The following is a 6,904-nucleotide window of genomic DNA, read 5'->3' as shown; positions in this document are numbered from 1 at the left end:
GTTGAGTATGGCAATTGCATCTACCCTCTCTACACAAACCGTTGGGCAAGCGGGTCGATCGAGCCGCGCGGTTACCACCACCTGGCGCATTTCCGTCTCGAGGGCACGATTCCCACTTGGATCTTTGCTTGTGGGGATGCACTGCTCGAAAAGCGCCTGTGGATGCAACAAGGACAAAATACAACCTATATTCGCTACACCTTCACTCGGGGATCTGGGACGCTGAAGCTATCCCTCAAAGCCCTGGTTAACTATCGCGATCGCCATGGGGGTAGCACGAAGGTAGATTGGCGAGTCGACGCGATCGATCGCGGTATTCGCCTTATCGCTTTCGACGATGCCGTTCCGTTTTACCTATGGCGCGATCGCACCGATGCCACTTGCTCGATTTCGCCGACATGGTACGAAAACTTCGATCTGGCCATCGAACGGTATCGGGGAACGGGCGATCGAGAAAATCACCTTCACGCTGCCACCATTGAAATCGCTCTCGAACCGGGAGAATCGCTAACGGTTGTCGCCAGCACCGATCCAACGCCCAATTTAGATGGTCTGGCGGCATTGGCAGAACGTCGGGCTTACGAACGGCAACTCCTCGAGCAATCCTCGAAGGTGCCCTATCTCAAAGCGACTGGCAAGCCGGAATGGGTCGATCGCCTCGTTCTGGCCGCAGACCAGTTTATTGTCAACCGTCCCCTGAGCGCTCGACCCGATGGAAAAACGATTATTGCCGGCTACCCTTGGTTTGCCGATTGGGGACGGGATACGATGATTAGCTTGCCGGGATTGACCCTATTGACGGGACGACCCGAGATTGCCCGAACGATTCTGGGCACCTACGCTCGCTATCTCGATCGGGGAATGCTGCCTAACGTGTTTCCCGATCGGGGCGATACCCCAGCCTACAACACCGCTGATGCCAGTCTCTGGTTCGCCGAAGCGGTGCGATCGTACTACGCGGCAACGGGCGATCGCGACTTTTTAGAAGCGATTTTCCCTGCCATCGAAGAAATTATCCGCTGGTACCGACAGGGAACTCGATACAACATTCATTGGGATCGCCAAGATGGATTGATTTATGCCGGGGAACCGGGAGTGCAAGTCACCTGGATGGATGCCAAAGTGGATGATTGGGTGGTGACACCGCGCCACGGAAAACCCGTCGAGATCAACGCGCTGTGGTACAACGCCTTGAGAATTGCCTCGGAGGTTGCCAAAATCCTTGGGTATCCTGATGGAGAATACCGCGACCTGGCCGAACGAACGGTTGCTGGGTTCGAGCGCTTCTGGAATCCCACCACCGGCTACTGTTACGATGTCCTCGATACTCCCTCGGGCAACGATCGGGCTTTGCGTCCCAACCAACTCCTGGCGGTTTCTCTTTCGGGAGTCTGCGGCAAGTACGCCAAACCTCTCCTGCAACCCCGGCAGCAAAAGGCGATCGTGGATGCGTGCGGTCGGGAATTGCTAACCTCCTACGGGCTGCGATCGCTCGCGCCAAGCGATCCCCAGTACCGAGGTCATTACGGGGGCGATCGGCAACAGCGAGATGGCGCGTACCATCAGGGAACCACTTGGGGATGGCTCATCGGGCCGTTCGTGGAGGCTCACTTCCGAGTGTATAACGATCCCCAAAGGGCACTCGAATTTCTCGAACCGATGGTGCACCACCTGCAAGGGGCGGGTTTGGGAAGTATTAGCGAAATTTTTGATGGCGACCCGCCCATGACTCCAAGAGGGTGTTTTGCCCAGGCTTGGAGCGTTGCGGAGGTGCTGAGGGTGCGCTCTCTCGTCTCATCGAGAGAGACGAGAGAGTTCGGTTGAATCGAGGGAGAAACGGGTCACTTGGACGTTAACCGACCATCTTCGAGGTGAACGACGCGATCGGCCACATCGAGAATTCGGGGATCGTGAGTCACCATCAGGACTGTAACACCTTCCTCTTTCGCCAGCTTGCGCAACAGTTCGATGGCTGTATGACCGCTTTGGGAATCGAGTGCGGCCGTCGGTTCGTCGGCCATAATGAGTTGAGGGTTGCCAGCTAAAGCCCGCGCGATCGCCACTCGCTGTTTTTGTCCCCCCGAGAGGTTGCGGGGCAAACTATGGACTCGATCGCCCAAACCCACCTGTTCTAGGAGGTCATGCGCCCGATCGCGCGCCTTTCGACCTCTAATATTCTTTAAATGGAGAGCCACTTCGACATTTTGGGCGGCACTCAACGCCGGAAATAGGTTAAATCCCTGGAAAATGAAGCCGATATGGTCTAGACGAAATTTTGAGAGTTGCTTGCGAGACATCTGGGTAATATTCTGACCGAGCAAGCACACTCGACCGGTCGTGGGAGTTAGCAATCCCGACAGAATCGAGAGTAAGGTGGTTTTCCCCGATCCCGATGGCCCCATCAAAATCTGAATGCTCCCGTGAGGGATAGCTAAATCGATACCTTTGAGCACCCGAGAACCGAACCCTCCAGAATGAAAGGTCATTTCAATTCCCTCAGCAGCAATGGCACCAGAATGGATGTTTTTAGAGCAAATAGGTGTTGCTACCGTCTGGGAACTTTGGGTAGACACAGGAGACTGAAGTTGCGAAACAGTAATCATTATAAGTGTTCCAGTCGAGTCCTCATTATTGACATACGTCTGAGTGGAGCGAGTTTATGCATTCGCGCACTCACCTCATCAAGAAGCCCTGAAGGCAGATTAAAACAGGCGGGTGGTTCTATACACTGCCCGATGGTTGAGAAAAACTCAGCACGCCCGATCGAACCAGGCAAGTGGGCGAGAATCGGGTTCAGAATGGGCTGAAGACCGACGACCTTTACCAAGGGTAAGAAGTTATTGAAATAACTCCATTATTACCTAGGGTTAATCTGAAACGGCGATCGAGTCGATATTTGACTCGTGGGGTATGACAGGGACGGATCGGGGCATTCCAGGTCGTGCAGTTCGAGCGGGTCATCGTTGGCGATTGAGCTATCGTGGCTTTGGAGCGGGAGGCATTGGCTGTTTGCCCCACATCGATCTATATGTTGTATATTCTGCACTCATTTTCTGACTTGCCTTTGACAATTGCGTGAATCTAAGCTGAGAAAATGACCCAAAAGGCAGATCTCGTTCGAGCTACACCAATGGTTTGAATTTAGCGCCGAATCTCGAACCCGCGATAACGTTGATGTGCCCGATTTTCAATCGTCACATTTTCCACCATCGCCCCTTTTGGCCCTCGATGACACCAACCCAGCATCCCTTCGATCTGCTGTCGGGTTCCTTCAAAGGCGGCTTCCACCCGACCGTCGGGCAAATTTCGCACCCAACCGACAATTCCCAACCGCTTGGCTTCGCGGGCGGTCGAGAAGCGATATCCGACACCTTGGACTCGACCGGAAATATAGGCGCGAATGTGAGTGTGAGAGGGTTCCATAGTAATCTGTTACGTAAAGATGGGGTTGACCAAATCGTTTCACCGGAGGATCGCTGTTTTTGCTCGCACGAATCAAAACCAATCTCAAATATGGGGTCAAGCAAGGACGGGAGTGGTTGCAAAAGTGGGGAACTCGCCGTCGTCGGCAAATTGTCAGTTTTCTGTTAATATTTCTTTTGAGTTTGACTCTGACAAAAGTCATTTGGGAACTCGTCACCGAGGAAATTGCGATTTTTGGCTTTCACGATATTATCGATGTTACCAATACCACCCAAATGCCACCCCAGCGCGAGAAACGGCATGGAGATTATACTAAACAAGATTTAGAGGAACTGCTCGAATATTTAGTTAAAAATAACTATTGGTTTCTCTCCACTCAAGACCTCTACGATTATTTTATCGGTTCTAATACAAAACCGATACCTGACAGTCGCAAGGGACAAAAAAGAGTGATGATTACCGTCGATGATGGGTATCAAAACGCTCACGAGAATATTCTCGACTTAGCGATAAAGCTCCAAGAAAAATACGATCGGGCGATCGAAATTGTTTGGTTTGTCAATCCACCTTTTATGGGAAAGTTAGGTAAAGATATACCCAGCGGTCTCGATCGGGTCAGTTGCGAAGATTTTCGAGCCGGATTGGCGGCGGGATTCTACGATCTGCAATCTCATGGCGCAAATCACACGAATTTAACAGAACTCGATTCCCAAAAGTTAGAGGACGATCTGTCTAAATCTCAACAAATTCTTCGAGAGTGTACTCGAGATGTCGATAGCGATCGAATCGTTGCCAATCACATTGCTTATCCGTTTGGAGCGGCAGACGATCGGGTGGAAAATGCAGTCAAGAAATATTACTTTTCTGGATACAATTATAGCAATCAAACCCTCAAAGGAAAACTTAAAAATCCTTATCAAATTCCGCGCGTTAGCATTCATCAAAACATTCCACCACAACGATTAATTCGCTTAGCAAAAGGGGGTTGGATTTAATCCCAGTCTATTCGAGCTTCGCCCTCTAAATGGCGGTAGCGATCGAGCGAGCAAGAGCGCATTTGTATCCGTTTAATTCGCAAAAGGCAACATCATTGGATTGAAGCGGGTCATCGGTGGTAGGCCATACCGGTCGTGCGCGTCAAAAAATAGCGCTTTATTAGATCTGCATTTTATGCTGTAGGGATAAGCGATCGGTTCTGTGCCATCTGCAAAAAACTTTCGATCGATTGCTATAATCGCAGTTCGCGATCGTGTTTTGACGCTCTTTAGGAAATCTATAACTATTTCAAATTCTAATATTTTGCCTCCCTTTTTTTTACTCTTTTTTCTTTAAAACTAGGGCGCATAATATCGCTTTAATAGAAACCCCTCAATTTGTCAGGGTATAAAACTGAGTTCGATCGCATTCAAATCGATAGAATATATATATAAATGGACTATTTCGATAAAAAAATAACTTCAAAATGTCCTTGATTTTTAACTTCCTAATTGGCATTCCCGGTAGCGGTAAATCCACCTTTGCCCAACAGTGGATTGAAGCGGATTCATCCTATGCGATCGTCTCCACCGATTCGATTCGAGAACAACTCTTCGGCGATGAATCCGTTCAGGGGGATTGGAAAGCCATCGAAGCAGAAGTATTTGCCCAAATTTGCACCCATATCGCCAATGGAACTTCGATTATTTACGATGCCACCAATGCCAAACGTCCCTGGCGGTTGGGATTTCTCCAGCCAATCCAACAACAGTTAGAAACTCACCCCAAAATAGACGATCGAATTGAATGGATGGCGTGGCATCTCGATACCGATATCGCCATCTGCAAGCAACGCAACCAACAACGCCAACGCATCGTTCCCGATGCCATTCTCGACGATATGGCAACTGCCCTCGAACGGTTTCCCCCAATGGCTGCGGAAGGGTTTGTGGATGTGAACGCGGTTCCTCTGGATTCCGAGGGGAATTACGATTTAGCCAAAGTATTGCGCAAAATTGAGAGTTTGCCTCGCCGCCGCATCAGTCGCGCCAACCGCAGCCGTCAAGTGGAGTGGCATCCATACTCTTTGCTGTTAGATTTCGATCGCCTGATGTTTCTGATTGCCCTGATTTTGCACCATCCAGGGTTAGGCAATCGCGATCGTCAAGATATGGATAAAGAGATGGAATTCGAGACATCTGCCGAAGAAGTCAGTGTGGCGATGGCGCGGGAACATGGGGCAGTGTATGCGGATATCGATGCCATTGCGCGGGATTTGGCGTGGTTGGAAGCCAACGGTTTTATCCATCCCAAAACTCCCACCAAAACCCCTACCAAAACCCTTACCAAAACCCTTACATCTGTCGGCAGATCTCACCATACTGCCATTACCTTGGAAACCTGCAAACGTCCTGCCAACACCGAAACTCACCGTTATAGCGATCGCCTGTTATTCTTGCGGTTGATGGGGATTATCCGCGCCATCCTCCGTTCCCCCCTTCAAGAAATACCGGGGGAAAACAGCCTCGATACCCTGGTGCAACAACTCGCTGAGAGTGGCATCGTCGGGGAAACCCGCGATAACTTGCGCCGGGATATCGAAAAAGCACTCAAACCCTACGGCATTTTCAACGCCGCTTCCTACCGTCGGGGATACTTCATCGGAACGGCGATTCTTACCCCTTCAGAGTTGAATGCGGCATATAAGTTGCTGCAATCTCAGGCGCAACGGTTCGACGATCCCGTGGCATTGGAAGCGTATCAGATTTTTGGCGATCGCCTCAAACAGTCAAAATTGCTCGCCGCAGACGAGAGGTATCCGGTACGGGTTTTGGGAACGAAGTCGATATTCAATCCGGCGGATTTACCCTCATCGGCGTTGATTCGCCATACGGAAATCCTAGAACGGGGGATTGAAACCGGCGAGTTACTCGAACTTAAGCGGTTGCAAGGGGGAGGACGGTTTGTAGGGGATGTAGAGGAATTTTTCTGTGTTTGGCCGCTTCAGTTAGTGTTTCACAACATTGCCTGGTATCTGGGATTTGAGTGTTGCGGGGGAGATAAAGATGGGTTGCTGCGGTTCGGACGACTCGATCGCCTTTTTTTGGGGCAACCGACACATCAAACTCGTTCCATGCAGCAGCAGAAAACTGCCCTCAAGCGGCTGACGCAATTATACGATGCCAGTGCCGGGGCATTTCTGGGGAATTCGGCAGCCGAACAAAAGTTGTATCTGAGTGGTAACGGACGGCAGCAGATGGAAATCGTAGTGGAGTTGTGGTGTAGCGATGGCAGTTTCCGGTTTATCAGCGAGGGAACCCAACGTTTTGCGCAGATGCAGATGTCGCCGAAGCGGTCGGGCAGTTCGCGCAATCGATCGATATTTAGCCTCCAGGGGACGGGGGATAGTCAGTTTCCCCATCGGGTTCGGGTTCGGTTACCGCGTTGGTCGGTGGGGGATGTGGATTTGAAGCGGTGGATTGTGGGTTGGGGGGGTGAGGTGAAG

5 protein-coding genes are annotated in these 6,904 nt (G+C 50.8%); 3 read left to right on the top strand and 2 right to left on the bottom strand.

Features of this window, described 5'->3' with window-relative positions:
* Positions 1–1,824 (top strand): amylo-alpha-1,6-glucosidase (locus IQ235_RS14840; protein ID WP_264322221.1); only part of this gene is annotated, 1,824 nt, incomplete at its 5' end.
* A gap of 17 nt (positions 1,825–1,841) precedes the next feature.
* On the opposite strand, the gene IQ235_RS14835 is transcribed toward IQ235_RS14840, so the two are convergent.
* Both IQ235_RS14835 and IQ235_RS14830 read right to left on the bottom strand, forming a co-directional pair.
* Entirely contained in the window at positions 1,842–2,486 is a 645-nt protein-coding gene (locus IQ235_RS14835; protein WP_264322222.1) for an ABC transporter ATP-binding protein, read from the bottom strand.
* A 655-nt stretch (positions 2,487–3,141) separates the two neighbouring features.
* On the bottom strand, positions 3,142–3,423 hold the full coding sequence (locus tag IQ235_RS14830) for an acylphosphatase (protein ID WP_264322220.1): 282 nt from the start codon (positions 3,421–3,423) through the stop codon (positions 3,142–3,144).
* 59 nt (positions 3,424–3,482) lie between these two features.
* Between IQ235_RS14830 and IQ235_RS14825 the strand changes: the two genes are divergently transcribed.
* Together IQ235_RS14825 and IQ235_RS14820 are read left to right on the top strand one after the other, a co-directional pair.
* Positions 3,483–4,418, top strand: coding sequence for a polysaccharide deacetylase family protein (locus IQ235_RS14825; protein ID WP_264322219.1), 936 nt, complete (start codon positions 3,483–3,485; stop codon positions 4,416–4,418).
* A gap of 467 nt (positions 4,419–4,885) precedes the next feature.
* Positions 4,886–6,904: AAA family ATPase (locus IQ235_RS14820; RefSeq protein WP_264322218.1), on the top strand; the 2,019-nt coding region annotated here is incomplete at its 3' end.

The sequence above is a fragment of the Zarconia navalis LEGE 11467 genome (assembly GCF_015207075.1).
In the GTDB taxonomy this organism is placed as follows: domain Bacteria; phylum Cyanobacteriota; class Cyanobacteriia; order Cyanobacteriales; family Geitlerinemataceae; genus Zarconia; species Zarconia navalis.
Note: the sequence above shows the minus strand (reverse complement) of the source record. Positions and strands in the feature narration are given on the sequence as shown.

Bases quoted from the DNA above. Each gene is read 5' to 3' on its own strand.
- IQ235_RS14835 (WP_264322222.1), bottom strand. From the start codon at position 2,486: ATGACCTTTCATTCTGGAGGGTTCGGTTCTCGGGTGCTCAAAGGTATC.
- IQ235_RS14830 (WP_264322220.1), bottom strand. From the start codon at position 3,423: ATGGAACCCTCTCACACTCACATTCGCGCCTATATTTCCGGTCGAGTC.